24 protein-coding genes and 1 tRNA gene are annotated in these 25,131 nt (G+C 68.0%); all 25 read left to right on the forward strand.

Translation table 11 applies throughout. The annotated features are described in order from the left end of the window. The first annotated feature begins 9 nt into the window (after positions 1-9). Entirely contained in the window at positions 10-1,431 is a 1,422-nt protein-coding gene (locus QC765_RS02210; RefSeq protein WP_278312795.1) for a pseudouridine synthase, read from the forward strand. After that, positions 1,428-2,111 (forward strand): (d)CMP kinase, encoded by a 684-nt coding sequence (gene cmk / locus QC765_RS02215; RefSeq protein ID WP_278312796.1) that lies wholly within the window; start codon positions 1,428-1,430, stop codon positions 2,109-2,111. Before QC765_RS02210 ends, cmk begins: the two co-directional genes overlap by 4 nt. Then, entirely contained in the window at positions 2,108-3,535 is a 1,428-nt protein-coding gene (der, locus tag QC765_RS02220; protein WP_278312797.1) for a ribosome biogenesis GTPase Der, read from the forward strand. The genes cmk and der overlap by 4 nt, the downstream gene beginning before the upstream one ends. Before the next feature lie 125 nt (positions 3,536-3,660). Continuing rightward, positions 3,661-3,734 (forward strand) — tRNA-Pro (locus QC765_RS02225). 177 nt (positions 3,735-3,911) lie between these two features. After that, complete coding sequence (locus tag QC765_RS02230) at positions 3,912-4,244, forward strand: cupin domain-containing protein (RefSeq protein ID WP_278312798.1); 333 nt, start codon at positions 3,912-3,914, stop codon at positions 4,242-4,244. A gap of 143 nt (positions 4,245-4,387) precedes the next feature. Beyond that, positions 4,388-5,845: a signal recognition particle-docking protein FtsY gene (ftsY, locus tag QC765_RS02235; protein ID WP_278312799.1), complete on the forward strand. Its 1,458-nt coding sequence runs from the start codon at positions 4,388-4,390 to the stop codon at positions 5,843-5,845. 182 nt (positions 5,846-6,027) lie between these two features. Next, positions 6,028-7,296: a phosphodiester glycosidase family protein gene (locus QC765_RS02240; protein ID WP_278312800.1), complete on the forward strand. Its 1,269-nt coding sequence runs from the start codon at positions 6,028-6,030 to the stop codon at positions 7,294-7,296. A gap of 185 nt (positions 7,297-7,481) precedes the next feature. After that, the gene (locus tag QC765_RS02245) at positions 7,482-8,699 is read left to right on the forward strand and encodes an ammonium transporter (protein WP_373876652.1); all 1,218 of its coding nucleotides are present in this window, start codon (positions 7,482-7,484) and stop codon (positions 8,697-8,699) included. 174 nt (positions 8,700-8,873) lie between these two features. Further along, complete coding sequence (locus QC765_RS02250) at positions 8,874-9,212, forward strand: P-II family nitrogen regulator (RefSeq protein ID WP_278312802.1); 339 nt, start codon at positions 8,874-8,876, stop codon at positions 9,210-9,212. A gap of 34 nt (positions 9,213-9,246) precedes the next feature. Further along, positions 9,247-11,763 carry a [protein-PII] uridylyltransferase gene (locus tag QC765_RS02255; RefSeq protein WP_373876641.1) on the forward strand — a complete coding sequence of 839 codons (2,517 nt, stop codon included), beginning with the start codon at positions 9,247-9,249 and terminating at the stop codon, positions 11,761-11,763. A 133-nt stretch (positions 11,764-11,896) separates the two neighbouring features. Then, positions 11,897-13,471 (forward strand): signal recognition particle protein, encoded by a 1,575-nt coding sequence (gene ffh, locus QC765_RS02260; RefSeq protein WP_278312804.1) that lies wholly within the window; start codon positions 11,897-11,899, stop codon positions 13,469-13,471. Positions 13,472-13,477: 6 nt separating this feature from the next. Beyond that, positions 13,478-14,557: an amidohydrolase family protein gene (locus QC765_RS02265; protein WP_278312805.1), complete on the forward strand. Its 1,080-nt coding sequence runs from the start codon at positions 13,478-13,480 to the stop codon at positions 14,555-14,557. Beyond that, complete coding sequence (locus QC765_RS02270; RefSeq protein WP_278312806.1) at positions 14,554-15,609, forward strand: CPBP family intramembrane glutamic endopeptidase; 1,056 nt, start codon at positions 14,554-14,556, stop codon at positions 15,607-15,609. Before QC765_RS02265 ends, QC765_RS02270 begins: the two co-directional genes overlap by 4 nt. 213 nt (positions 15,610-15,822) lie before the next feature. Continuing rightward, the gene (gene rpsP, locus QC765_RS02275; protein ID WP_278312807.1) at positions 15,823-16,254 is read left to right on the forward strand and encodes a 30S ribosomal protein S16; all 432 of its coding nucleotides are present in this window, start codon (positions 15,823-15,825) and stop codon (positions 16,252-16,254) included. Then, a complete protein-coding gene (locus QC765_RS02280) occupies positions 16,251-16,493 on the forward strand; it encodes an RNA-binding protein (protein WP_278312808.1) in 243 nt (80 codons plus the stop codon). Before rpsP ends, QC765_RS02280 begins: the two co-directional genes overlap by 4 nt. Before the next feature lie 10 nt (positions 16,494-16,503). Next, complete coding sequence (gene rimM, locus QC765_RS02285) at positions 16,504-17,022, forward strand: ribosome maturation factor RimM (protein WP_278312809.1); 519 nt, start codon at positions 16,504-16,506, stop codon at positions 17,020-17,022. A gap of 8 nt (positions 17,023-17,030) precedes the next feature. After that, the gene (gene trmD, locus QC765_RS02290) at positions 17,031-17,777 is read left to right on the forward strand and encodes a tRNA (guanosine(37)-N1)-methyltransferase TrmD (RefSeq protein WP_278312811.1); all 747 of its coding nucleotides are present in this window, start codon (positions 17,031-17,033) and stop codon (positions 17,775-17,777) included. 57 nt (positions 17,778-17,834) lie between these two features. Next, positions 17,835-20,195 (forward strand): Tex family protein, encoded by a 2,361-nt coding sequence (locus QC765_RS02295; protein WP_278312812.1) that lies wholly within the window; start codon positions 17,835-17,837, stop codon positions 20,193-20,195. A 199-nt stretch (positions 20,196-20,394) separates the two neighbouring features. Then, on the forward strand, positions 20,395-20,736 hold the full coding sequence (gene rplS, locus QC765_RS02300) for a 50S ribosomal protein L19 (RefSeq protein ID WP_278312813.1): 342 nt from the start codon (positions 20,395-20,397) through the stop codon (positions 20,734-20,736). A 43-nt stretch (positions 20,737-20,779) separates the two neighbouring features. Next, on the forward strand, positions 20,780-21,610 hold the full coding sequence (lepB, locus tag QC765_RS02305) for a signal peptidase I (protein WP_373876642.1): 831 nt from the start codon (positions 20,780-20,782) through the stop codon (positions 21,608-21,610). 13 nt (positions 21,611-21,623) lie between these two features. Then, positions 21,624-22,313, forward strand: a complete 690-nt coding sequence (locus QC765_RS02310) for a ribonuclease HII (RefSeq protein ID WP_278312814.1) — start codon at positions 21,624-21,626, stop codon at positions 22,311-22,313. Between the two features lie 76 nt (positions 22,314-22,389). Then, the gene (locus QC765_RS02315; protein WP_149359976.1) at positions 22,390-22,713 is read left to right on the forward strand and encodes a DUF2469 domain-containing protein; all 324 of its coding nucleotides are present in this window, start codon (positions 22,390-22,392) and stop codon (positions 22,711-22,713) included. Between the two features lie 10 nt (positions 22,714-22,723). Continuing rightward, positions 22,724-22,891 carry a hypothetical protein gene (locus tag QC765_RS02320; protein WP_278312815.1) on the forward strand — a complete coding sequence of 56 codons (168 nt, stop codon included), beginning with the start codon at positions 22,724-22,726 and terminating at the stop codon, positions 22,889-22,891. A 234-nt stretch (positions 22,892-23,125) separates the two neighbouring features. Beyond that, positions 23,126-23,611, forward strand: a complete 486-nt coding sequence (locus QC765_RS02325; protein ID WP_278312816.1) for a YraN family protein — start codon at positions 23,126-23,128, stop codon at positions 23,609-23,611. Continuing rightward, positions 23,611-25,128, forward strand: a complete 1,518-nt coding sequence (locus QC765_RS02330; protein WP_278312817.1) for a YifB family Mg chelatase-like AAA ATPase — start codon at positions 23,611-23,613, stop codon at positions 25,126-25,128. Before QC765_RS02325 ends, QC765_RS02330 begins: the two co-directional genes overlap by 1 nt. The last annotated feature ends 3 nt before the right edge of the window (positions 25,129-25,131 follow it).

Here is a 25,131-nt window from a genome sequence, read left to right on the forward strand (position 1 = left end):
GAACACAGCATGAGAACTCCCGCTCGCCGAGATGGCACACCGGACAATGGACGCGGTCGCCGCGGCCATGGCGCCCCCCGCTCGAATGACAGCCGCACCAACGAGGGCCGCACGGGCCAGGGCCGCTCGTACGAAGGCCGCTCGAGCCAGGGCCGGCCGACCGAAGGCCGCACCGGCCAGGGTCGCCCGAGCCAGGATCGAACCAGCCAGGACCGAACCAGCCAGGACCGAACCAGCTGGGGCCGCGCGCCGCAGTCCAGCTCGGGTCGCCCCTCCGATGGTCGTCGCTCCGAAGGACGCCCCTCTGCTGGTCGATCCACTGCTGGGCAGGGACGGCCGGACCAGCCTCGCAGCTCGGATCGCCGCAGCAGCTCGGACTACCCGCGTGGCGCGGATCGCCGCAGCGAAGGCCCGCGCAATGAAGGTCCGCGCAGCGAGGGTCCGCGCAGCGAGGGTCCGCGCACCGGCGGACCGCGTAGCGAGGGCGCGCGCGGTGGCTTCCGCAGCGGTCCCGCCCAGCGTGGAGCCGAGTCCCGCGGCCAGGGGCAGGGCAATCGCGGATCGTCGAACTGGCGGCCCCCGAGCACACGGCCGAAGCCCTCGCGCCGCGCGGCCCCGCCGATCAGCAATGCCCGTCCTGCCCCCGAGGGCGCGCCCCTGGAGGGTGCCGCGCTGCCCGATACCGCCACGTTCAGCGAGGACGGCGTGCGTCTGCAGAAGGTCCTCGCTCGTGCTGGTGTCGGTTCCCGCCGAGTCTGCGAGCAGATGATCGACCAGGGTCGCATCGAGGTCAATGGCAAGCGCGTCAACGTGCAGGGCATGCGGATCGATCCGGCCACCGCGGTGGTCAAGGTTGACGGCATGCGGGTCATGATCACCGAGGACCTTGTGCATCTCGCGCTGAACAAGCCCCGTGGCTGGCAATCCACCATGCAGGACGAGATGAACCGTCCCTGCGTCGGAGACCTCGTCGCCGAGCGCATTGCCGCGGGCCAGCGGCTCTTCCACGTCGGGCGCCTCGATGCCGAGACCGAGGGACTGCTGCTGCTCACCAATGACGGCGAGCTCGCCCACCGCCTCATGCACCCCTCCTACAAGGTGCGCAAGACGTACCTCGCCAACGTCGAGGGAATGATGAGCCGTGCCACCGAGCGGGAGATGCGCGCGGGCATCGAGCTCGAGGACGGCCCGGTCGAGATCGACGAGATCACCACCGTCGACATGAACGAGGGCAGCTCCCTGGTCAAGATCGTGCTGCACGAGGGTCGCAAGCACATCGTGCGGCGGCTCCTCGAGCACGTCGGCCACCCTGTCACCGAGCTCGTGCGCACCCAGATCGGCGTCGTCCAGCTCGGCGAGCAGCGCCCCGGCACCATGCGCGTGCTCAACCGGCAAGAAGTGGGAAACCTGTACAAGGAGGTAGGGCTGTGAGCGAGCTTGTCGTAGCCATCGACGGACCAGCCGGAACGGGCAAGTCCAGCGTCTCCCGCAAGGTCGCCAAGGAGATCGGCGCCCGCTATCTCGACACCGGGGCGATGTACCGGATCGCCACCCTGCACGCACTGCGGACCGCCGCGAACATCGACGATCCGGCCGAGCTCGCCACCATCACGGCCAACCTTCCGCTTGCCATCGGGGACGATCCCGAGAGCGAGCAGGTTCTCCTCAGCGGCGAGGACGTCGCCCGCGACATCCGCGGCAACGAGGTCACCGCAGCGGTATCCGCGGTCGCCGCGGTGCCCGAGGTCCGCCATCAGCTCGTCGAGCTGCAGCGCAGGCTCGCGGCCCAGCCCGGGCGCATCGTCGTCGAGGGGCGGGACATCGGTACCGTCGTCCTCACGGATGCCGACGTCAAGATCTTCCTCACCGCCACACCCGAGGCCCGCGCGCAGCGCCGCCTCGACCAGGACACCGCCGAGGGGCGCGCGAGCACCTTCGAGGCCGTGCTCGCCGACGTGAAGCGCCGCGACGAGTACGACTCCACGCGCGCCACATCCCCGCTCCGGCCCGCCGATGACGCCATCATCGTCGACACCAGCGAGCTCACCCTCGACGACGTCGTCACCAACCTCCTCGGCATCGTCCGGGAACGAACAGGATCCACCGCATGACCGAACCCACAGACACCACCTTGTTCCTGCCCGGAGACGGGCACTGGACCGATGAGGGCGACTGGGAGGTCGACCTCCTCGAGGACGGCACCCCTGCAGGCGAGGAGCCGCGCGCGGTCGTCGCCATCGTCGGACGGCCCAACGTCGGCAAGTCCACCCTCGTCAACCGCATCATTGGCCGCCGCGAGGCAGTCGTCGAGGACGTCCCCGGCGTCACCCGCGACCGCATCTCCTACGACGCGGAATGGGGCGGTCGTCCCTTCACCGTCCAGGACACCGGCGGCTGGGAACCCACTGCCAAGGGCCTCCACCAGTCGGTATCCCGGCAGGCCGAGCTTGCCATGCGCACCGCCGACCTCATCGTCGTCGTCGTCGATGCCACGGTCGGTGCCACCGCCACCGATGAAGCGGTATCGCGCATCCTCCGCCGGTCCAAGACCCCGGTCATCCTCGTGGCCAACAAGGTCGACAGCAACAAGCTCGAATCCGACGCCGCCGCGCTATGGAGCCTCGGCATCGGCGAGCCACGCCTGATCAGCGCCACGCACGGCCGCGGCGTCGCCGATCTCCTCGACCTCATCATCGAGACGCTGCCCACCAAGCCGCGTGATGACATCCAGCGCACCGGCGGGCCCCGCCGCATCGCCCTCGTGGGCAAGCCCAACGTCGGCAAGTCCAGCCTCCTCAACAAGCTCACCGGCGATGAGCGCTCCGTCGTCCACGACGTCGCCGGCACCACCGTCGATCCCGTCGACTCCCTCGTCGACCTAGGTGGAAAGACCTGGCGCTTCGTCGACACCGCCGGACTGCGCAAGCGCGTCATCACCGCCAGTGGTGCCGAGTATTACGCCTCGCTGCGCACCCGCGGTGCCATCGAATCAGCGGAAGTGGTCGTCATCCTCATCGACGCCTCCCAGCCCATCAGCGAGCAGGACCTCCGCATCCTCACCATGGTCGAGGAAACCGGTCGGGCACTCGTCATCGCCTTCAACAAGTGGGACCTCGTCGAGGAGGAGCGCCGGCTCCAGCTCGACAAGGAGATCGACCGCGACCTCATCCGCTTCCCCTGGGCGCAACGGGTCAACATCTCCGCCCACACCGGACGGGCCGTGCAGAAGCTCGTGCCCGCCATGGAGACCGCGCTCGAGTCCTGGGACACCCGCGTCTCCACCGGACGGCTCAACAACTGGCTCCGCGAGACAACCTCCGCCACCCCGCCGCCCATGCGCGGTGGACGGCTGCCCCGCATCCTCTACGCCACCCAGGCCACCAACCGGCCGCCTACGTTCGTGCTGTTCACCACCGGCTTCCTCGAGGCGGGCTACCGGCGCTTCCTCGAGCGCAAGCTCCGCGAATCCTTCGGCTTCGAGGGCAGCCCCGTGCGGGTCAACATCCGCGTCCGCGAGAAGCGCGCCCGCAAGTAGGGGAGGGGTGCCAGGAGTGCTCCGGGACCGCGAAACACCAGGCCCCCGCGCGATTGGCACCAGCGCTATCTGGTGTTGTACTCTGGCTGAGCTGACAGCGAGCCCACCAGCTCGGAAGTCAGCGGCGGGCTGTGGCGCAGCTTGGTAGCGCACTTGACTGGGGGTCAAGTGGTCGCAGGTTCAAATCCTGTCAGCCCGACACAGGTAACCCCAGGTCAGATAACCTCTGGCCTGGGGTTTCTTGCTGTTCGGGGGGTGCCGCGGCAGATCGTGAAAGTCCAGCCACGCCCCACATGGCCAGGTCTTCACGATCGGGGGCCGGGGGTGAGCTGGCCCGCGGGGTACCGTGGCCACAGCAACCGGAGGGAGCAGCGCGATGGCCGCGGAACCTAGCGAGACGATCGTGGCGGATGCGATGGGAGCAGCGGTGCCGCGCGAATCGGGACCGGGCGCGGGCGTGGTGCTGGAGACAACCCGGGCGAAGGTCGTCGCGTTCGCGTTCTCCCCCGGCCAGGAGCTGCGCGAGCATGCGGCCCGGCATCCCGTGCTCATCCAGGGGGTCGAGGGCGAGCTCGAGCTCACGCTGCCGGAGGAGGTCGTGCAGCTACGGCCCGGCGTCGTGGTGCACCTCGAGGCGATGGTGCGGCATTCGGTGACTGCTCCACGAGGCGGCCGCTTGACGGTCACGATGCTGCTGCCCGGGGAGTAGCTCGCCACCCGATCGTGAAACTCGAGCCACGTCCCGCGTGGCCAGGTCTTCACGATCGCGCTCGAGCACCCAAGCCCGCCGCCGGAAGCGCCCTGGGCGGTGGGGTTTCGGCGGGAAGCGGGTGTGTTTGGAATACTGCCGGGGTGACCACCGAACTTTGGATTGCCATAGCCGCGATCGCAGCGATCATTCTTGTGCTGCTGGTCGTGGGAACCGTGCTCTACAAGCGTCGACAGATCCGGTTGACCCCGCCGCCGGAGCTGGAGAAGAAGGACCAGTCTGGTGGCTACCAGGCGCGGGGTGGATTCAGCTTCAGCGAGGGCGCATCGACCGCCCTGAAGGAGCCCCCCAGCAAGGAACCGCTGCCAAGGGAGCCCCTGCGCAAGGAACCGTCTGCTCCTTCGGACGGGCCGCGGGTAGTCGAGCCTCCGGTTCAGCCGGGGGAGCGCACCGACGATGACGGCCAGCCGCGGGTTGGTGATGATGCGTCGGTGCCGCGCGATGCGCCGCGCAAGCCGATCGTGGATGTGGAGCTCCCTGAGGAGAGCGATACCGAGACCCCAGCACCCGCCGAGACCCAGCCAGAGCCAGCCAAGGAGCCCGAGCTGGCCGAGGAGCCCGAGCCGGAGCTTGCCGAGGAGCTCGCGGGACCGGTGGAGGAAGAGCCGGTCCTGGAGGAGATCGAGCCGACCGAGGGGCGCCTGAATCGCCTGCGCGGCCGCTTGTCGCGGTCGCAGAACGCAGTGGGCAAGAGCTTGCTGGGCCTGCTCGGTGGTGGCGACCTCGATGAGGATTCGTGGGAGGAGGTCGAGGACACCCTGCTGATCGCTGATCTGGGGTCGGCGACCACCACGATGATCGTGGAGCGGCTGCGGGAGCAGATGGTGGCGCACGCGGTGCGTACGGAGGCGCAGGCCCGCGCGGTGCTCAAGGATGTGCTGGTGGAGGCGTTGCGGCCGGAGCTGGATCGGTCGATCAGGGCGCTGCCGCATGCTGATGCGCCGTCAGTGTTGCTCGTGGTGGGTGTCAATGGGACTGGCAAGACCACGACCACGGGCAAGCTGGCTCGAGTGCTCGTGGCGGATGGCCGCCGCGTGCTGCTGGGCGCTGCGGATACGTTCCGCGCTGCTGCGGCCGATCAGTTGCAGACGTGGGGCGAGCGCGTGGGCGCGGAGACGGTGCGCGGCAGGGAGGGTGCCGATCCGGCATCGGTGGCGTACGACGCTGTCTCCCGTGGCATCGAGGCCGGGGTGGACGTGGTGCTGGTCGATACCGCGGGCCGCTTGCACACCAAGACTGGCTTGATGGATGAGCTGGACAAGGTGAAGCGGGTCGTGGAGAAGCGCGCCAAGGTCGATGAGGTGTTGCTCGTGCTTGATGCAACGGTGGGGCAGAACGGCCTGAACCAGGCGAAGGTGTTCGCTGAGGTGGTGGACATCAGTGGTGTGGTGCTGACGAAGCTCGATGGCACCGCGAAGGGCGGCATCGTGTTCCAGGTGCAGCATCAGCTCGGTGTCCCGGTGAAGCTCGTGGGCCTCGGCGAGGGCGCGGATGATCTGGCGCCGTTCGAGCCGGAGGCATTCGTCAACGCCCTGTTGTGATGTCGCTGCCATAACGCTTCCGCGTCGAACCGGGCGCGCATGCTGGGTCGTTGTCGACGGCCCGGGCCACGAAGGGGCAGGGTGCGGGAAGAGGTTGTTTCCCCGCGCAGCCCCGTCGGAGGTGGACCATGCGTGCCCGGTTCTGCATATCAGTTGCCGCCGCGATGGCGAGCATGTCGCTCGTGCTTGCCCCTTCGGCTGGCGCCCAGGATCCCGCTGGCCCACACGACGCGAGGGTGTTGTGGAACAACGCGGTCGATGCAGCGGCGGGCAGCGTCCTGGCCTACCAGACCGGGCCGGACGCGCCGATGCCGCTGCAGCGGGAGGATCGCAGCCGGTACTCGTTGCCGCGTGATGCGCGCATCGTGGCGGTGCCGAACGCGAGCCGCACCATCACCGGACGGTTGCTCACCGAGGCTCCGGGGGAGTCGGGACGGTGCGAGAGCACCCCCGGTGCGGCCACCGCGGATGGCACGGAGCAATCCATGGAGCTGCTCGACGCCGGCGAAGCATGGGAGGCGCTGCAGCGGCCCGCGATCCTCATCAATACGAACTTCTTCGATGTCCGTCCCCAGGTGAGTGGCGCTACGTGGCGGGAATCCGGATGCAGCGTGCCTTTCGGGGTGTATTTCGATAACTCGGCACGGTTGCAGGGCCACGGGCCCGAGTCGGACGCGCAGTTCTATTCGGGCCCGAAAGGGCTGACGGGCGAGCTGGAGCAGGGCTGGGGACGGCTTGCGACGTTCATCATCAGCGGCGATGGCACGGCGGCGAGCTCGATCGAGATGATCGTGGCGCCGTCGCCGTTCGACAATGCCGCGGCCGAATCCCGGCTCGCGGAGCTGCATGAGTCGCGCCGGGTGGTGACGGCGTTCTCGGGCTTGTCCCTGCTGCATCCGAGCGGCGCCGTGGATGCACCGGATGGCGTGCGGGCGGCGCGCAGCGCGGTGGCCTATAGCCCCGTGCTGGATCGCTTGTTCTTCGTGCAGGCGGGTTCCTCGATGGATCGGGAGAGCGGGTTGACGCAGTCGGAGCTGCGGGATCTGCTGCGTGGCCTGGGCGCGACGATGGGGGTGCAGCTCGATAGCGGTGGTTCGTCCGCGATGCTGCTCAACCGCGGCAGCGGGGTGCATTGGGCCGGGCAGGGCGTGGCCGATGGCGTGGCTCCTCCGGGCGGCTGCCCGGCGCTCACGGAGGCGGTGTGCAGCCCCGGGATGGGGGCGGATGGAAGCAGTCGAGCGGGGGCTGGCTGGCTCGGCGTGGGAAGCCCGGTCATCGAACAGCCTGCCCCAGCGCCCGCCCCAGCGCCGGCAGCGCCAGCCCCCGCGCCAGCACCGTTGGGCGGGGGCGCGACCCCCGCGCAGGGCGATCTGCTCGCTGATGGCGTTGCCCCGCAGAGTGATCCAGCACACACCGGCTCGCCTGTCTCAGCGCTTCCGCTAACGGAGTAATTCGGGCGAATAACCCCAGGTGCAACGTGCGGGTAACACAAATCCGGTGTTCGTTCACGCTAGGGAAACATGTCAGCGCCCCAGCGGAAACAACGCATCAGCAGTATCACCTCAGGCGGCGTACAGACCGGTACGCCAGGAGGAGGATTTAGGTGGACGAGATCAATTACGGCACCACCGCATGGATGCTGGTGTCCGCATCATTGGTCCTGCTGATGACCCCGGGCCTTGCTTTCTTCTATGGCGGCATGTCCCGGGAGAAGTCAGTTCTCAACATGATGATGATGTCTTTCGGCACCCTCGGTGTCGTCGGTGTCATCTACGTGCTGTGGGGCTGGTCGATGTCCTATGCGTCCGACAGCATTGGTGGAATCTTCGGAAATCCATTCGAGCAGTTCGGGCTGAGCGGGACCATCTACAACGAGGATGGCAGCTTCGTCCTCTCCGATGGCCTGCCCGTGATCGTCGATGTGGGCTTCCAGGCCACCTTCGCGATCATCACGGTGGCCTTGATCAGCGGTGCCCTCGCCGAGCGCGTCAAGTTCAGCACCTGGCTCGCGTTCGTGGCGCTGTGGGTCACGGCATCGTTCTTCCCGCTCGCCCACATGGTGTGGGGCGGTGGCCTGCTCTCTGATGATGGGCCGTTCGCGGACATGTTCGACGGCATCGGCCCGATCGACTTCGCCGGTGGCACCGTGGTGCACATCAACGCTGGTGTGGCGGCATTCGTGCTGGCCCTGATCGTTGGCAAGCGCAAGGGCTTCGGCAAGACCGCGTTCCGTCCGCACAACCTGCCGTTCGTCATGCTCGGTGCCGCGCTGCTGTGGTTCGGCTGGTTCGGCTTCAACGCTGGCTCCGCCTACGCCGCGGACGGCATGGCTGGCCTCGCATGGGTCAACACGACGACTGCTACCTGCGCCGCGATCCTCGGCTGGTTGCTGGTGGAGCGCATTCGCGACGGCAAGGCCACCAGCCTTGGCGCCGCATCCGGCATCGTCGCCGGCCTCGTCGCGATCACTCCGGCAGCTGGATCGATCAGCCCGGTCGGCTCCATCGCTCTCGGCGCTGTCGCTGGCATCCTGTCGGCCCTCGCGGTCGGCCTGAAGTTCAAGTTCGGCTACGACGACTCGCTCGATGTCGTGGGCGTGCACCTTGTCGCCGGCCTGTGGGGCACCGTCGCGATCGGCTTCCTCGCTACCGAGACCGGCCTCTTCTACGGCAATGGCATCGGCCAGCTGGTCGTCCAGACGCTCATCGCGCTGGTGGCCGTGGTCTTCGCCGCAGTGGTGACCTTCGTGATCGCGATGCTGCTCAAGCCGCTCGGCTGGCGCATCAGCGATGAGGACGAGCACCGCGGCATCGATGAGACCGAGCACGCGGAGTCCGCGTACGACCTCGTCTGAGCAACGTCACCGATGGACCATGATCCGCCCCCGGGAATGATCATGATCCAGGCACAATTGAGGTAGCAAGCGCGGCGGGCGGGCCCATCCGGGGAATACCTGGCCGGGGTACCGTCCGCCGCGACCACAACGAAACCGCAGCAAGCCACCCATCGTTTCCGGAGGGATCAATCCATGAAGCTGATCACGGCCATCGTGAAGCCGTTCACGCTTGAAGACGTCAAGACAGGCCTCGAGCAGGCCGGAGTGCTTGGCATGACCGTCAGCGAGGTCCAGGGCTACGGCCGCCAGAAGGGCCACACCGAGGTCTACCGCGGCGCGGAGTACTCGGTGGACTTCGTTCCCAAGATGAAGATCGAGGTCGTTGTCGAGGAAACCTCGGTCGACAAGGTCGTCGAGATCATCGTCGAGGCGTCGCGCACCGGCAAGATCGGTGACGGCAAGGTATGGGTAACCCCCGTCGAGGCCGTTATCCGGGTCCGCACCGGCGAGCGCGGCACCGACGCGATCTGACCCGACCCCAATCTCCAGTGGCCCCGCACCCGCGATGCAGCGCGGGCAGCGGGGCCACGTCTATTCCAAGGGAGTGCCATCCGTGACCACCGCGCCATCCGCTGACCTCGCCAGGGCCCGGAAGCAACTGATCGAAGCGACAGCCAAGCTCGACGCGCCCGCTGTGCGCGATGTGTTCGTCGATCTCTACGAGATCTGGCTGCACACCAAGGGAGCCGAGCTGGGCATCACCCCCGATAGCGGGTTCGCGGTTGTTGCCGTCGGTGGCCTCGGGCGGCGCGAGATGCTGCCGTTCTCCGACCTGGACCTGATCCTGCTGCATGAGGATGCGGATCCAGCGACGCTCTCCACCGTCGCCGACAGCCTGTGGTACCCGCTGTGGGACGCGCACATCAAGCTCGACCACAGCGTCCGCACCGTGCCCCAGGCGATCGAAGTGGCGAGCAAGGACATGACCGCGCTGCTCGGCATGCTCGAGGGGCGGCACATCGTGGGCGATCCCGAGCTGAGCAGGCAGCTCTCCGACGGTGTGCGCAACCAGTGGCGGTCGAGCATCCGTGGCCGTTTCGGGGAGCTGATCGAGCAGGCCGAGCAGCGGTGGCAGCGCCACGGGGAGATCGCCCACCGCGCCGAGCCGGACCTCAAGAACGGCCGTGGTGGCCTGCGCGATATTCAGCTGCTGCATGCGCTGTCGGTGGCGCAGTTGACCAACGTGACGCCTAGCATCCGCAGCGATGACCCGCGCGGAGGCGTCCACGAGGCCCACCGAAAGCTACTCGATATCCGCACCGAGCAGCATCGCGTCGCTGGCCGTGCCCGCGACCAGCTGCGCGCCCAGGATGCCGATGAGGTGGCCGCGGCGCTGGGCATTGGCGATCGGTTCGATCTCGCGCGCACTCTCAGCGACTGCGCCCGCACCATCAGCTTTGCCACCGAGACCGGCATCCGCACCGCTCGTAACGCCTTGCCGAAGGGCATGCTCGGCGGGCTGCGGCGATCACCATCGCGGCATCCCCTCGATGAAGGAGTCGTCGAGCAGTCCGGCGAGGTCGTGCTCGCCCGCGATGCCCGTCCCCAGCGTGACCCGGCACTGGTGCTTCGTGCCGCCGCCGCTTCGGCCACCAGCGGCTTTCCGTTCTCCGCGGGCACGCTGGCACGCTTGTCGGAGACGGCGCCCGAGCTCAAGGCGCCCTGGCCGCGCGAGGCCGTGCATGACCTGCTGGTGCTGCTCGGCTCGGGCCGCGCCATGATCCCCGTCATCGAGGCGCTCGACCGGACAGGATTGTGGGGCAGGATCCTGCCCGAATGGGGCGCCGTGCGCGATCTGCCCCCGCGCGATGCCATCCACACCTGGACGGTGGATCGCCACCTCGTGGAGACCGTCGCCTACGCCGATGCGCTCACCACCCGTGTCTCGCGGCCCGACCTCCTGCTGCTCGGCGCGCTGCTCCACGATCTCGGCAAGGGCCGGGGCGGTGACCACAGCGTCGTCGGTGCCGAGATCGCGGAGCACATCGGCAACCGCATGGGCCTGCCCAGGGCCGACATCGCGACCCTGCGGGCGATGGTGCGCCACCACCTGCTGCTGCCGCATACCGCGACCCGACGGGACGTCACTGATCCGGACGTGGCTCGCTTCGTGGCCGAGACGCTGGGTGGATCCCGGGTACTGCTCGAGCTGCTCCATGCTCTCGCCGAGGCAGACTCCCTCGCCACCGGGCCCGGGGTGTGGGGCGAGTGGAAGGCCACGCTGATCAGCGAGCTCGTGCGTCGATGCGAGCACGCCATGGACGGTGATGAGCTGCCTGCCCCCGATCCGGTGCAGCCTGAGCTGCTCGAGCGCCTCGAGCCTGCCGCCGACGGCAAGGTCGCGCTGCGGGTGTCCTTGCGCCCGACCGACCGCAATCACATGTATGAGCTCGCCATCACCGGTCCCGATGCGCCTGGCCTGCTCGCGAAGGCCGCTGGGCTGCTGACGCTGCACTCGCTGCGCGTGCACGCGGCCTCGGTGGCCGGGCAGGATGGCGCCGCGCTCAACGTGTTCATGGTGTCGCCGAAGTTCGGCAGCCCGCCCGATGCGGGATTCCTGCGCCAGGAGCTCGCCCGCGCCCTCGCGGGGGACCTTGACATCCAGGCGATGCTCGATGAGCGGGAGCGCACCACGGCAGGCCCGTCGCTCGGGACCGATATCTCCTGCGATGCGCTGCCTGATGACATCACGCCGCCGGGCACTGGCGTGCTCGGTACCCAGGTCGCGGCGGTGCCAGCCCAGCATGCCGATGCGCCTCCGGTGATCCGCTGGCTGCCGGCGGGAGACCCTGCCGAGGGCATCCTCGAGGTGCGTTCCGCCGATAGCCTCGGGCTGCTCTCCCGCGTAGCGGGCGCGCTCGAGCGGGGCGGTGCTGATATCCGCTGGGCAAAGGTGGCCACGATGGGCGCATACGTGGATGATGTGTTCTGCGTGGCACTGCCGGACGGGCCCGGGACCCGGTCCCGCGCGGACGCGGCGGTGCGTGCCGTCCTGCCCCGCGCGGCACGGCTTGCGCGCTAGCACGCGCGCTGCGGGTAATCTCCATGGGCTAGGCGGTTACCCTGTAGGGAGTGCCACCGGAAGCGCGGCGATCCCGAGTGGCCAGCAATGCAAGCAGCGCGGCGCAGTGATGGACGAATAAGGAGTGCGGTCGGTGTTCGATTCCCTGTCAGACAGGTTGAATGGTGCGTTCAAGGGGTTGCGAGGCAAAGGGCGGCTCACCGACGCGGACATCGACGCCACCTGCCGCGAGATCCGGCTCGCCCTGCTCGAGGCCGATGTCGCGCTTCCCGTAGTCCGTGAGTTCATCAAGCGGATCAAGGTGCGCGCCAAGGGTGCCGAGGTGCACGGTGCCCTCAACCCCGCGCAGCAAGTCGTCAAGATCGTCAACGAGGAGCTCGTCGGGATCCTCGGCGGCGAGACCCGGCGCCTGACGCTGGCGAAGAACCCGCCGACCGTCATCATGCTCGCGGGCCTCCAGGGCTCCGGCAAGACCACCCTCGCGGGCAAGCTCGCGCTCTACCTGCGCAAGCAGGGCCACACGCCGCTGCTGATCGCCTGCGACCTGCAGCGTCCCGGCGCGGTCACCCAGCTGAAGATCGTCGGCGAGCGCGCGGGCGTCTCGGTGTTCGCGCCGCACCCGGGCACCTCGGTCAGCGATGGGGGAGCGGCTCGCGAGGTCACCGTCTCCGATCCGATCAACGTTGCGCGCGAGGGCGTGGCCGAGGCTCGCGCCAAGCAGCATGACATCGTGATCGTCGATACCGCGGGCCGCCTTGGCATCGACGAGGAGCTGATGGCGCAGGCCGCCGGCATCCGTGATGCCGTGCAGCCCGACGAGACACTGTTCGTGCTCGATTCCATGGTCGGCCAGGACGCGGTGATGACCGCGAACGCCTTCGCCGAGGGCGTGGGCTTCACCGGCGTCGTGCTGACCAAGCTTGATGGCGATGCCCGCGGCGGCGCGGCGCTCAGCGTCCGCGATGTCACCGGCAAGCCCATCATGTTCGCCTCCTCCGGCGAGAAGCTCGAGGATTTCGATGTCTTCCACCCGGATCGCATGGCCAGCCGCATCCTCGGCATGGGTGATGTGCTCAGCCTCATCGAGCAGGCCGAGCAGGTCTTTGACGCGGACCAGGCCGAGGCGACCGCGCACAAGATCGGCTCGGGCGAGCTCACCCTCGAGGACTTCCTCGATCAGCTCATGTCCATCCGCAAGATGGGCCCCATCGCGAACCTGATGGGCATGCTGCCCGGCGCGGGCGGGATGAAGGACGCGCTCGAACAGGTCGACGAGAAGCACCTCGACCGCATCCAGGCCATCATTCGCGGCATGACTCCTGCCGAGCGGGACAATCCCAAGATCATCAACGCCTCCCGCCGGTTGCGCATCGCCAACGGCTCGGGCGTCTCCGTCTCCGAGGTCAACCAGCTCGTCGATCGCTTCTTCGAGGCCCGCAAGATGATGTCCGCGATGGCTGGGCGAATGGGCCTTCCCGGTGGCAACCAGCAGCGCCGATCGAAGACCCGCAAGGGCAAGAAGGGCAAGGGCAAGGGCCGCGGTCCCACGCCACCAAAGGTGCGCGGTGGCCTGCCGCCCGGAATGGGAATGCCACCGGGCATGCCCGACCTGTCGTCGATGCCCAAGGGCCTCGATGAGCTGCCCCCCGGGCTCGAGGGCCTCGATCTCTCCCAGCTGAAGCTGCCCAACCAGGGCAAGAAGCGGTAGCAGACCGTGGGAGCGCTCCACCTGCACGGAATCACCCTGCCTGACGAGCAGTCCACCGACCTGTGGATCGTCGACGGCAAGTGGGTTCGCGAGCCCGTGCCCAAGGCCACCACCATCGTCTCCGACGGCTGGATCACCCCGGGGCTGGTTGACGCTCACTGCCACATCGGGATCCGATTCGGTGGCGGACACGAGACCGCCGAGGGCGCCCGTGAGCAAGCCTCCGTCGAGGCTCGGGCCGGCGTGCTGCTCGCGCGTGACGCGGGATCACCCATTCCCACCCGGTTCCTCGACGACGAGGAAGCGATGCCGCGGATCATCCGAGCGGGCCGGCACATCGCCGCGCCCAAGCGGTACATCCGCGACCTCGGCATCGACGTCGAGAACGAGAAGGACCTGCCCGATGAGGTGCGCCGGCAGGCCCGCGCCGGGGATGGCTGGGTCAAGCTCGTTGGCGACTGGATCGACCGGGGCACCGGTGACCTCGCGCCCCTCTGGAGCCGGGAGATCCTGCGCGAGGCCATCGCGGCTGCCCATGAGGAAGGCGCTCGCGTCACCGCGCATGTCTTCGGCGAGGATGCGCTGCCCGATCTGCTCGACGCCGGAATCGACTGCATCGAGCATGGGACCGGGCTCACCGCGAGCACCATCGACCAGATGGCGCGCGATGGCATAGCCCTCGTGCCCACCATGGTCAATATCGACAACTTTCCCAGCATCGCCGACAGCGCCTCGCGCTTCCCCGCCTACGCGGCACACATGCGCGACCTGCACGCGCGGGTGGGGCACACGGTTCGCGATGCCGTGGAGGCCGGAGTCCCCGTCTACACCGGAACCGATGCCGGCGGGATGGTCGAGCATGGGCGCATCGCCGACGAGATCGATAAGCTCCGCGAGCACGCGATGACTACCGAGCAGGCCATCGCCGCTGCAAGCTGGTCGGCGCGCGACTGGCTGGGAGCAGACACGGCGTTCAGCGCCGGAGAACGCGCTGACGCCGTCGTCTACCTCGAGGATCCACGATCCCGGCCCCAGGTCCTGCGGCACCCAGTCCGCATCCTCTGCGCGGGCACAGTGGTGGCATGAGCGGGCCCGGGGGAGCAGGCCCAGAGGATGATGGCACAGAGGATGGGAACGCCAAGGCCAGCGGCCCCGAGCACGATGAACCCGAGCGCGATGGACCCGAGCATGGCGGTCCCGGCAACGGTTCCCGCGACGCTTCCGGACACACCCCGCCCCTCCCGAAGGACTGGTGGTATCCCACCAGCATTCAGCGGCCCGCCCCGGCAGTGCATGGCAGCTCGGATCCGCGCGAGCTCTGGCAGCGGCAACCCATCCAGCCCCGGCCGCTCGGCGCGCCAGGCCCAGCAGCGCCCATAGGTCCACCGGAACGCTGGAAGCGCGCGGGGGAATCACGCGCGCGGCGCATCCCCGGGCAGCGCTGGGGCATGGGCGCCGCGATCCTTGTCCTCGCCACCAATTTCGCCGGCTTCGCCGTCGCGGCGCTCCTCGTTGATCCCGCGAGCCCGTTGCTCGTGATCGCCGTGATCATCCCGACATTGCTCGCAGCTCTGGTGGGCGTAGTCATCACCAAGGCGCGCGGAAGCGGGCCCATGATCGACCTTGGCCTGCCCCGGTCGCTGCGCGAGGCAGGCGCGCAAGCCGGCGTCGGGCTCGTGCTCGGTGCGGCAGCAGTGCTCGGGGGACTGCTGCTCGCGCTTGCCCTGTTCGGGCTCAGCGACGACATCCCGACCGGTCCGCTTCAAGAACTCGCTGACCAGACCCTGGGGTGGCGGATCGTGCTGGCCATGTGGATCTGGATCGGTGCCCCAATCGTCGAGGAGATCATCTTCCGGGGCATCGTGTGGGGGGCGCTGGAGAAGCAGCGCCATGCGAGGCGCTGGCGCTGGCTGGCCCAGGCCGTGAGCGGGAACATCAGTGTGCTGGTGCTGACTGCACTGCTCTTCGCTGCCTGGCACGCGGAACCCTGGCGGGCGGGGATCCTGATCTTCGCGGGGCTGGTCTTCGGATTCGCGCGCCTCTACACCGGGGGCGTGCTGGCTCCGATCGTGGCGCACAGTGTCAACAACTCATTGCCCGCGCTGAGCGTGCTCTTCCTGCCCGCGATCATGCCCTGAGCGGAATTACCACATTCGCCCCGGCATCTGGCACAATTGTGCGCTGTTCCCCTTTGGCTCAACGACGCGGTTGGTCTGTCTCCCCAGCGATAAGCTGATGCGCAGGCCGATGCGGACGGGTGCCGTGCGGGACCACGAAACCGCAAAACCGGGTGCACCGACCGGGTGCATCGCTGAATTGCACCGTGTTCATCATGAAGGAGCGCTACTAGCGTGGCTGTTAAGATCCGACTCCAGCGGCTCGGCAAGATCCGCAACCCCCAGTACCGCATCATCGTCATTGACTCGCGCACGCGCCGTGATGGCCGCGCGATCGAGACGATCGGGAAGTACCACCCGAAGGAAGAGCCCAGCCTCATCGACGTGAAGTCCGATCGGGCCCAGTACTGGCTCGGCGTCGGCGCACTCCCGACCGAGCCGGTGCTCGCGATCCTGAAGATCACTGGCGACTGGCAGAAGTTCAAGGGCCTCCCCGGCACCGAGGGAACCCTCCGGTCCGCCAAGCCCAAGCCCACCAAGCTCGAGCTGTTCCAGGCCGCGCTTGCCGAGGCTGATGGCGAGGCTCCCGCCCCGGCGAAGTCCCTGAAGAAGGCCGCTGCCGAGGCGACCGCAGACGCATCGGCTGATGAGGCCGCGCAGAAGTGAGCTCCGTCCTCGTTGACGCCGTCGAGCACCTCGTCCGTGGCATTGTTGGCCAGCCGGACGAGGTGCGCGTCGGTTTGATCACCAACCGTCGCGGCCGCACCATCGAAGTCCATGTCCATCCTGAGGACCTGGGCAAGGTGATCGGTCGCAACGGGCGCACGGCCACCGCGCTGCGGACACTCGTCTCGGCGGTTGGCGGACGTGGCATTCGTGTAGACGTCGTCGATACCGACAACTGAACGCGCTGTCATGGAACTTGTGATCGGTCGTGTCGCTCGATCCCACGGCGTGAAGGGCGAGCTTGTCGTCGAGGTGCGCACCGACGCCCCCGAGGAGCGATTCGTGCCGGGCCTCGAGCTGCGCGGGCGGCGGGAACGCGAGCGCGCGACACGCCCCTTCGTGATCGAGTCGGTGCGCGAGCACTCGGGCCGGCTTCTCGTGCGCCTCGAGGGTGTCCAGGACCGCGACATGGCCGATGAGCTGCGCGGCACGATGTTCGTGATCGACAGCGCGGACATTCCTCCCGCCGATGACGATTCCTACTACGATCACGAGCTCGAGGGACTGCGAGCCTTCCTCGCCGCCAGCGGCGAGGAACTCGGCACCGTCCGCGAGGTCCTGCACACTGCTGCGGGCGAGTTGCTCGCGATCACCACCACGGATGGCAAGGAAGTGCTCGTTCCGTTCGTGACCGAGATCGTGCCTGGTATCGACCTCGCCGGGGGCCGCATCACTATCGCGCCGCCCGATGGACTGCTGGAGCTCTGAGCGCTCGCGTGCGCCTCGACGTCATCACTATCTTCCCCGAGTACCTCCGTCCGTTGCGCGAATCCTTGCTCGGCAAGGCTAGCGAGCGGGGGATCATCGACGTGGGCATCCACGACCTGCGCGACTGGACGAGCGACGTCCACAAGTCGGTCGACGACTCGCCGTACGGCGGCGGGCCCGGCATGGTCATGAAGCCCGTCGTCTGGGGCCCCGCCCTGGACGATGTGTGTCCCGATGACGCCCTGCTCGTGTTTCCCACCCCCGCCGGCGAACCCTTCACCCAGCGAACCGCGGAGCGCTGGGCGCGCGAGCCACGCATCGTTTTTGCTTGTGGCCGTTACGAAGGCATCGATCAACGCGTCATCGATGATGCGGGCCGGCGTGCGCGGGTCGAGGAGGTGTCGCTCGGCGACTACATCCTCATCGGCGGCGAGGTCGCCGTCCTCGTGATGGTCGAGGCCGTCGCGCGGCTCCTGCCCGGAGTGCTCGGCAACCAGCAGTCCCACCAGGAGGATTCGTTCTCCGACGGGCTGCTCGAAGGCCCCAGCTACACCCGGCCTGCGTCCTGGAGAGGCCTCGATGTGCCTCCGATCCTGCTGTCGGGTGACCACGCCCGCGTGGCTTCCTGGAAGCGGCAGCAATCCTTGCGCCTCACCGCGCAGCGCCGCCCGGAACTGCTTGATTCCGTCGAACTTTCCCCCGCCGACCAGCAGTTTCTCGATGACCTCGCGGCTGGCGGGCCGCGCGCTGAATGAACCGCCGGCGAGCAGCGCGCCGCAGCATTGTCGGATCGAGCAGGTAATCTGCCCGCCGTGAAGACAGCTGTGAAGCCCGTGCCCGAACGCATCGCGGAAGAACTTGGCATCGCCGTCTGGCAGGCCGCCGCCGCGATCTCGTTGCTCGATGATGGCGCCACCGTCCCCTTCGTGGCGCGCTACCGGAAGGAAGCGACGGGCGGCCTCGATGATGCCCAGCTGCGCGAGCTCGACGAGCGCAGGCACTATCTCCGCGAGCTCGACCAGCGACGCGAGGCAATCCTCGAGTCGATCGCCGCCCAGGGCAAGCTCACCGCGACCCTCTCCGAGCAGATCCACCAGGCCGCGACCAAGGCGCGGCTCGAGGACATCTATCTGCCCTACAAGACGAAGCGGCGCACCAAGGCCCAGATCGCGCGGGAGGCAGGGCTCGAGCCCCTCGCCACCGCCCTGCTTGATGACCCCAGCCATGACCCTCACGCCATCGCCGAGGGCTATGTGGACCCGGACCGCAATGTTGCCGATGCTGCCGCCGCTCTCGACGGTGCCCGGGCCATCCTGATCGAGCGCATCTCCGAGGACGCTGACCTCGTGGGCGAGATCCGTGAGCTCATGTGGAGCCAGGGGCGCATCACTGCTGTGGGCAAGCCAGGGCAGGACCAGAATGCTTCGAAGTTCTCCGATTACTTCGATTTCTCCGAGCCTTTCCGCACCTTGCCCTCGCACCGCGTCCTGGCACTGTTGCGTGGCGAGAAGGAGGGTGCGCTGGCCCTCACGATCGATCCGCATCCGGCGGATCCGGAGGATCCCCGGGCCACGACGGCCTACGAGAACCGGATCGCGGCCCGCATGGGCATCGCGGATCAAGGACGGCCCGCGGATCGCTGGCTTGCCGACACGGTCCGCTGGGCCTGGCGCACCAAGCTCTACGTGAGCTCGAGCATCGATATCCGCAATCGTCTCCGGCACTCCGCCGAGCAGGACGCGGTCGAAGTTTTCGGCCAGAACGTCCGTGACCTGCTGCTTGCCGCTCCTGCGGGCGCCCGCACCACGATGGGCCTCGATCCTGCCTACCGCACCGGAGTGAAGGTCGCGATCATCGACCACACCGGCAAGGTCCTCGAGACCACCGCCATCTACCCGCACAAGCCGCAGGGGCAGTGGGAGCAAGCCCTGGGCGTGCTCACCGCGCTTGTCTCGCGCCACGGCGTCGACCTCATCGCGATCGGCAACGGCACTGCCTCGCGCGAGACCGACGCGCTCGCCACCGAGCTGATCACCCGCATACCGGGCTCCAAGCCCACCAAGATCGTCGTCTCCGAGGCCGGGGCCTCCGTCTACTCGGCTTCCGCCTACGCTACCCGCGAGCTCCCCGGCCTTGATGTCTCGTTGCGCGGCGCGGTCTCCATCGCCCGTCGGCTGCAGGATCCGCTCGCTGAGCTCGTCAAGATCGACCCCAAGTCCATCGGGGTGGGCCAGTACCAGCACGATGTGTCCGAGACGCTCCTCGCGCGTTCGCTCGACGCTGTCGTCGAGGATGCCGTCAACGCTGTCGGAGTGGACGTCAATACGGCATCCGTGCCATTGCTCGCCCGTGTCTCCGGCATCACCCCAGCGCTCGCCGAGAATATCGTGGCGCATCGTGATGACCGCGGCGCGTTCACCAGCCGTTCCGCGCTCCTTGATGTGCCCCGGCTTGGTCCCAAGGCCTACGAGCAGTGCGCGGGCTTCCTGCGGATCACCGGCGGCGACGACCCGCTCGATGCCAGCGCCGTGCACCCCGAGGCATACCCCGTCGTGCGGCGCATCGTGGCGAGCAGCGGCACCGCCATCGGCAGCCTGCTCGGCAATTCCCGGGTGCTGTCCGCGTTGCGCCCGGAGGACTTCGTCGATGATGCCTTCGGCGTCCCCACTATCACCGACATCCTTGCCGAGCTCGAGAAGCCCGGCCGTGACCCGCGCCCTGAGTTCAAGGCGGCCCGGTTCGCCGAGGGCGTCAACACCCTCTCCGACCTGAAGCCCGGAATGGTGCTCGAGGGAACCGTGACGAACGTGGCGGCCTTCGGAGCCTTCGTTGACATCGGTGTGCACCAGGATGGTCTTGTCCACGTCTCCGCGATGTCCAGCTCGTTCGTCTCCGACCCACGATCAGTCGTGCGCTCCGGCGACGTCGTCAAGGTCAAGGTCACCAGCGTGGACGTGCCCCGCAACCGGATCAGCCTCACGCTGCGACTCGACGACGACATCGCGCCAAGCAGCGATGCAGCACCGCGGGAAAGTCCCGCGCCACGGCGACGCGAGGGCCGCAGGAGCGCGCCCAGTGGCAAGCAACAGAACGCGGGTCGCAGCACGCCGCCACCCGCCGGGGGATCCCTCGCGGATGCCTTGCGCAAGGCGGGGTACTCCGGACGCAACTGATCCCGGCCAGTCTCAGCGCAGGGGCCGGGGCGTGGCATGAAGCTCCGGTTTTCCAACGCCGATACCGGTCTGGCATGATTGCAGGGTTGCCCGTCGCAGTCCGCGGCGCGCGGCCATCACCCAGGGGTATGAACCAGACGAGCCCGCGTGCCACTCGGTTCCTCTACCCGTCACGCGAATACGCGAGGAATAACACACTATGAACACGCTGGACTCACTCGACGCCAAGTCGATGCGCGATGACATCCCGGCCTTCCGCGCTGGCGACACGCTGGAAGTACACGTCAAGGTCATCGAAGGATCCAAGGAACGCGTCCAGGTCTTCAAGGGCGTCGTGATCCGCATCTCCGGCGGCGGCATCCGCGAGACCTTCACCGTCCGCAAGGTCTCCTTCGGTTGTGGCGTGGAGCGCACGTTCCCCATGCACAGCCCCAACATCGCCAAGATCGACGTCGTCACCCGCGGTGCCGTGCGTCGCGCGAAGCTCTACTACCTGCGCGACCTCCGTGGCAAGGCTGCCAAGATCAAGGAGAAGCGCTGAGAGTCGGCCGCTCCGGGGGCATGCGCATCGCTAGGCTGGTCGCGTGACCGACCCGCGCCCGCATGACCCCGGCAGTGACGCCTCCGCGTTCCGCAGCAGCGACGACGATGATCGGCAGGATCCCGTGAGCAAGAAGGAAGAACCCCCCAAGAAGGAAGGCTCCTTCTGGAGGGAACTGCCGATCCTGCTGGTCATCGCCCTCGCGCTGAGCTTCGTCATCCAGACCTTCGTCGCCCGGGTATACGTGATCCCCTCGGAATCCATGGAACCGACTTTGCACGGTTGCCCGGGCTGCACCGGGGATCGCATCGTCGTGGAGAAGATCACCTACCGGTTTGCCGATCCGCGCCCCGGCGACGTGCTGGTTTTCCGTGGCACCGGGCCATGGGCCGAGGGATTTGTCTCCACTCGATCGGACAACATCGTTGTGCGCGGGCTCCAGGAAGTCGGTTCCGCGATCGGGGTCGTCCCGCCCGATGAGAACGACCTGGTCAAGCGCGTTATCGCCACTGGCGGCCAGACCGTGGCCTGCTGCGACGCAGAGGGGCGCGTCACCGTGGATGGCCAGCCGATCGACGAGCCCTACGTGGTGTCGGACTTCCCGTTCGAGCCTGGCGTGCTGGATTGCGGTACCTCACCAGCCTCCCGGCGCTGCTTTCCCACGGTGACCGTCCCCGAGGATCACCTCTGGATGATGGGCGACAACCGCAACAACTCCAAGGACTCGCGCTGGTACATCGGCAGCGAGACCGACGGCGCGATCCCCGAGGATACTGTCATCGGCAAGGCGCGCTGGATCATCCTTCCGCCGTCGAGGTGGGGCGGCATCAGTGATCCCGAGATCCAGCCAGCTGCCATGGCATCGACACGGTGAACCGGAACGCCTGATGGCTGCCTGGCCTCCTCGCGCCATCATCCGGCGAGACACGGGCAACCGCGCGCTCGAAGGGGCCCTGCGCCGTCGGCTCGGACCAGTCGCCGGCGTGGACGAAGCTGGTCGGGGTGCCTCCGCGGGGCCCCTCGTGGTCGCGGCCTGCATCCTGCCCGAGCGCGCTCACACCAGGCTGCCTGGGCTCGACGATTCGAAGATCCTCAGCGAGAGGACCCGCGAGCATCTCTATCCGCGCATTCTCGCCGTCGCTCGCAGCACGCACATCGTCACCATCCCGTCCCGCGAGATCGACGAGCGTGGCGTGCACGTGTGCAACATCGAGGGAATGCGCCGGGCCGCCATGGGACTGGATCCCTCACCTGGCTACGTGCTCACCGATGGCTTTCCGGTCCCTGGGATTCCTTGGCCCTCGCTCGCGGTGATCAGTGGCGATGCCAGCGCGGCGTGCATCGCGGCGGCGAGCGTGCTCGCAAAGGTGACTCGTGATCGCCTCATGGCCGAGATGGACGAGCACTACCCGGGGTACGGGTTCGCGCGCCACAAGGGGTACTCCACCGCCAGTCACATGCAGGAAATCGTGGCGCGCGGTGTCACGCCACTCCACAGGATGTCCTACGCCAACGTCGCCGAGGCTTCCCGTATGTTTAGGTCTCGCCTCGTGCGCGCTGCTGACGGGCAAGCATGACCACGCTTCCGGAGCGCGAGCGATCGAGCAGCCGCGAACGACCCAAGAGACGCAACAGAGAAGGAGGACCCACGTCATGAGCGCAGAGGATCTCGAGAAGTACGACACCGAGATGGAACTCACGCTGTACCGCGAGTACCGCGACGTGGTGGGCCAGTTCGCCTATGTGGTCGAGACCGAGCGACGCTTCTACCTCGCTAACGCCGTGGAACTCATCCCGCGCAACGCCGAGGGCGAGGTCTACTTCGAGGTGCGCATGACCGACGCCTGGGTGTGGGACATGTATCGCCCCGCGCGGTTCGTCAGCCACGTCCGTGTCTTCACGTTCAAGGACGTCAACATCGAGGAACTCGAGAAGCCCGAGATCAACCTGCCGCCCGGCGGCGGCCACTTCAGCTAGGGGACAAACGATGCGCATCCACCGACGAATCCTTGGACTGATCGACCTCGACGTCGTGGCAGGGGAGAAGCACGGCGTGAGCACCTTCAGCATCAACTGGGCCAGGCCCGGATCCTCCCGCGAGAACCGCGAACCAGCGCGGCCCGACGACGGCACCCAGCCGGGAGCTGATCGCTGAGTTGCGGGAGCCCCAAGCCCAGCGGTCAATCTGGCCTTCCGAGAGCCAGGTAGCCCCCGCCAATTGATAGTAGGCCCGACTGACACGAACCACAGTTCCGGGCAGGCTTATCCACAGATACCGACCTCTCCACAGCTAGCTCTTGCACGGGCGCGAACTCCTGCCTGATGCGGGCACAGTGACAGCGGCGCAACGCCAATGCCCCTGAACTCCCCGCAAAGGCAGGACGGATCCATGCCCCACCAGCCCCATTCCAGCCCGGTCCACGCTGGCGCGAACCTCATCGCCAGGCGGCCAGATCCGGGCCAGGCCCCACAGAGCGAACGATCCGGGGACCACCCCGCCCGCGCTCGGCACGCCGGGGCCCGGGCACTAGGTAGCACGGGAGAGGACCTCGCCGCCGCGTACCTCATCAATCTTGGCTACCAGGTCATCGCCCGGAACTGGCGCTGCGTGCAGGGCGAGCTCGATCTCATCTGCCTCGACACCGGCGGCTCACTCGTCATGGTCGAGGTCAAGACCCGTGCCACTGATCTCCATGGCCACCCATGCGAGATGGTCACACCGGTCAAGGCCCGGCGCATGCGCGAGGCCGCCCGGCACTGGCTCGTCGCGCACGAGTGGCGGCGAGGAGCGATCCGCTTCGACATCGTCGGGATCATCGCGCACCCAGGCGATTCCGCGCTTCCCGACATCACGCACCTCAAGGACGTGTGCTGATGCCCATCGGACGTGCCCACACAGTTGCGATGACGGGGCTTGATGGCCGCTTGGTGGAGATCGAGGCCGATATCGGCAGGGGACTGCCCGGAATGCACATCGTTGGGCTCCCGGACACCACCCTCAACGAGGCCCGGGACCGTGTCCGCGCCGCCCTCCGCAACTCGGGGCACAGCTGGCCCGTGGGGCGGACCACCCTGGCGCTCTCGCCCGCTGACCTGCCCAAGATCGGCTCCCACTATGACCTGGGCCTGGCCTGCGCCATTCTGGCCTCCGCATCGATCATCCCGGCTACCTCGGCATGGGGGCGGACCGCCGTCATTGGCGAGCTCGCGCTCGACGGTCGCATCCGGCCCGTGCGAGGAGTGCTGCCCGCAGTGACCACTGCTCGCTCGAGCAAGTGCGAGGCCGTCATCGTGCCGATGGAAAACCTCGACGAGGCATCCCTCGTGCCGGGAATCTCGGTGCTCGGAGCAGGTTCGCTCAATGAGGTCATCAGCTGGTGCAACGGCGTCGACGTTCTCGAGCGCCCCGGCTCGCCCCGCAGCCCAACGCCGCCCCAGTATCCCGACCTCGCCGATGTCGCGGGACAGGACGAAGCCCGCTTCGCCGTGGAGGTCGCCGCTGCTGGCACACACCCACTGCTCCTGCAAGGAGCGCCAGGAACTGGCAAGACCATGCTCGCCCATCGATTGCCAGGCATCCTTCCGCCACTGCAGCCCGATGAGGCCCTTGAGGTCACGGCGATCCATTCGCTGCTCGGCGAGATCCCGGCCGGGGGCACGCTAGTGAACAGCCCTCCGTTCGTGGCGCCCCACCACTCCGCCACGATGGTGTCGCTCATCGGAGGTGGCGCTGGCATCGCGCGCCCTGGCGCGGTCAGCCGAGCCCACCGTGGCGTGCTCTTCCTCGACGAGTGCGCGGAACTCTCGCCCCGGGTGCTCGACACGCTCCGCACCCCGCTCGAGGAAGGCGAGGTGCGGATCAGTCGCCGCGGAGGGGTCGCTCGCTATCCGGCACGGTTCCTGCTCGTGCTCGCGGCCAACCCCTGCGCTTGCGCGCCGCGCTACGAGGCGGACTGCACCTGCACCCCCACGACTCTGCGCCGCTACCGGTCGCGGCTTTCCGGTCCGCTGCTCGATCGCATCGACCTCGGCGTGAGGATGTGGCCCGTCCTCGCGGGCCACCACAGCCCCAGCCACGAGACGCCTGAAAGTTCCCACCAAGTGCGGCAGCGGGTGCAAGCGGCCCGCAACGCCGCGCGGGAACGGTGGAAGCACCTCGGCTGCACCACGAACAGCGAGGTGCCAGGCCCCGCCCTGCGCGCGCACGCGGCCCCCGGCCCACGAGCCCGCCAAACCCTCGATACCGCCATGCGCCAGGGACTGCTCAGCGCACGTGGCGCGGATCGAGCGCTCCGCGTGGCATGGACCATCGCCGACCTCGAAGGAGCCACGGTGCCCTCGCGCACCCACGTGGACCAAGCGCTCGCCTACCGCATCCAGCACCTGCGATGAGAG

The sequence above is a fragment of the Hoyosella levis genome, from assembly GCF_026008515.1.
GTDB classification, from domain to species: Bacteria; Actinomycetota; Actinomycetes; order Mycobacteriales; family Mycobacteriaceae; genus Lolliginicoccus; species Lolliginicoccus levis.